Source organism: uncultured Porphyromonas sp., from assembly GCF_934359325.1.
GTDB lineage: Bacteria > Bacteroidota > Bacteroidia > Bacteroidales > Porphyromonadaceae > Porphyromonas_A.
Genome location: NZ_CAKRLH010000224.1, coordinates 1 through 2,552, shown reverse-complemented (window position 1 = coordinate 2,552; position 2,552 = coordinate 1). Strand labels below are relative to the sequence as shown.

2 protein-coding genes are annotated in these 2,552 nt (G+C 59.7%); both read left to right on the top strand.

The annotated features are described in order from the left end of the window. The coding region (locus Q0F21_RS07150; RefSeq protein WP_297238664.1) for an alpha-2-macroglobulin family protein at positions 1–2,325 on the top strand (2,325 nt) is incomplete at its 5' end. 39 nt (positions 2,326–2,364) lie between these two features. Further along, positions 2,365–2,552 (top strand): redoxin family protein (locus Q0F21_RS07145; RefSeq protein ID WP_297238662.1); only part of this gene is annotated, 188 nt, incomplete at its 3' end.

Sequence of the window (2,552 nt, the reverse complement as noted above, 5' to 3'; positions counted from 1 at the left end):
CAGCACTGGAGCAAGATCGGCGGTTCTCCGGTATTATACAACGCTCTGGGTGGCAATCTATATGGCGCTGTCCTGATGGAGAGTGCGGTCGCATCCCCGAGGGCGATGATGAAGACGAGCAACGTCGTCAATGATGAGTTGGCTGTTGTGGCTGAGGGTGCCGGCTCAGACGGGCAGCCGAGACTGCGGCAAAACTTTGCCGAGACCGCATACTTTAGCGCTCTCCTCAGGAGCGACAGGGAGGGACGGGTGCAGCTGGACTTTAAGCTGCCCGATACCCAGACGGAGTATGTACTGAAGGTCTACTCCTTTGTGCCTGACTTTGAGGAGGAGATGCTGGAGGATCATGACTTCCGCGTCTTTGCCCCACTCTCCGTGGAGCTGTCCTTGCCCCGCTACCTGAGATGGGGCGACCGGCTGGAGGGACTGGCTCGGGTGCAGAATGCTGAGCAGTCGCCCACAACCATCCGTGCAACCGTCTCGGAGAGTCAGGCGCAGCTATCCGAAGCAGAGCTGTCAGTAGCCGGCGGTCAGACCGGTACGATGCCCTTCGTCGTGGAGGCGAAGCGCACCGATGGCGACTCGCTGATACTGCGTGCCACGGCAGCGGGGGCACACTATACCGATGCGCTGGAGCGGGTGATCCCTCTCCGAAGCGATCTGGCGGAGTATACGGTTGCGGTCCCCTTCTCTTCCTATAAGCAGTCGCAGGTGAGCCTGACGCTGCCTAAGGCGGATCTCGGCGGAAGCCAGGCTGTAGCGGAGATCTACTTCTCCCCGATCCACCTCCTCCTCACCGCCCTCGCAGACGGCTACGCCACAGAGGCACCTGCAGAGGAGCTCTCTCTCCTTGAGGCTAGCACGAAGTATGCGGTCTATAGCCGCCTGAAGGCACTGATCGCCTCCACTCCCGACCTGAAGCGGAGCCTGTCGATGTCCCGCGCCCAACTACGGTCTGCGATACGCGATCAGGAGTCGGAGCCGAGGTCTTCCTTTAATAGGCAGGCCGACCCGAGGACACTGGCGGACTTCTACGACCTGCTCCTGAGCGAGGAGCGGATGAGCGACCTGCTCGGAGGGCTGGAGAAGAGAATCCTCACCTTTACCTTCCCCACCGGAGGCTTCCGCTACGATGCCATGCTACCGGATCCCTCGCCCTGGCTGACCCATGTGACCCTCGAGCGGCTCGCCTTTACCCCCACCCGATCTGCAAAGCTGGATGATGCGATTAACCAGTCGCTGAAATTCCTTCAGGGTCAGCTCTCCAAGGAGCGAAGCTACTACAAGGCTGCGATGGAGTATCGCCTATTAGTCCACAAGCTGGGACGGAAGGATCCCTCCTTCACGGGAGAGGTGAAGAAGCTGCTCGAGAAGCAGGTGAAGGGCGCTCGAGAGAGCTACCGGACCGCATCGACCTCGTATCTGCTCAACTTTGGGGAGTACTCGCGTGCCTTTGACACCAAGGCAGCGTACAGCGAGGTGCGGGACTTCATCCGCGACCGAAGCAGCTACACTCAGAGTGACGCTGAGCTGCTGGCACTGACCGTCTTCCTCCATAATGATCAGCCGGACGAGGCCCTTTCGCCGGAGGTGACGCGTTTTATGCTGAGCCTCAAGCAAGGAACGCTGTGGAGCAATCCGCTGACCCTGGATGCTGTGGAGCCACTGCTCCGAACGGTAACGCCGACGCGCTTTGCACCGGATGCAACGCTCTACTTCGGAAAGGTGACCTATCGTCCCACCGCACTCGATAAGGCAACGGGACACATTGTCCTCGGACTCCCTAAGCCGGAGACAAAGACGGTGATCCGATGGGAGGGCGTGACGACAGACTTTGCCTTCGGTGGCATCCGGTATCGGGTGACGGAGCCGGCGGCAAAGGCTACACCCACAGGAGATAAGCTGACGGTCTCCAAGGAGATCTTTGCCCGCCGTATCGTGGACGGTGACTCGTCACTCGTCCGCCTGACGGATGAGCGGGAGGCTGTGGCAGGCGAGCGGCTGGTGGTACGTTACTTGCTGGATACAAAGCAGGATCTGAGCCTCGTGACGATCCGGGATGACCGCGCCGCAGGAGCGGAGCCGGGGTATGACTTCGCCGGCTACGGCATGGCGGACCGCACCTGGTACAGCTACAGCCGGAGAGAGACGGCGGACTACATCTTCGTCGACTACCTACCGAGAGGAAAGCACGTGATCGAGCTGGAGGCGACCGCCAACGTGGCAGGACACTTCAGCTACGGTCCTGCCGAGGTGCAGAGCTTCTACGCACCGGAGTATGCGGGCAATAGCGCCGGCGGGTCACTGACAATTACTAGAGAGTAATCACTCATATATATACACAACAACAATCAGATAGAAACTATGGCTAAAGTAAAGTTTTCGGGAGAAACAGTAGAGACGATCGGTAAGCTGCCTGAGGTAGGCAGCAAGGCACCTGACTTCTGCCTGACGAAGGGCGACCTGTCAGATGCTAAGCTGTCCGACTACAAGGGCAAGCGGGTCGTGCTGAATATCTTCCCCTCCATCGACACGGGGGTCTGCGCGCAGAG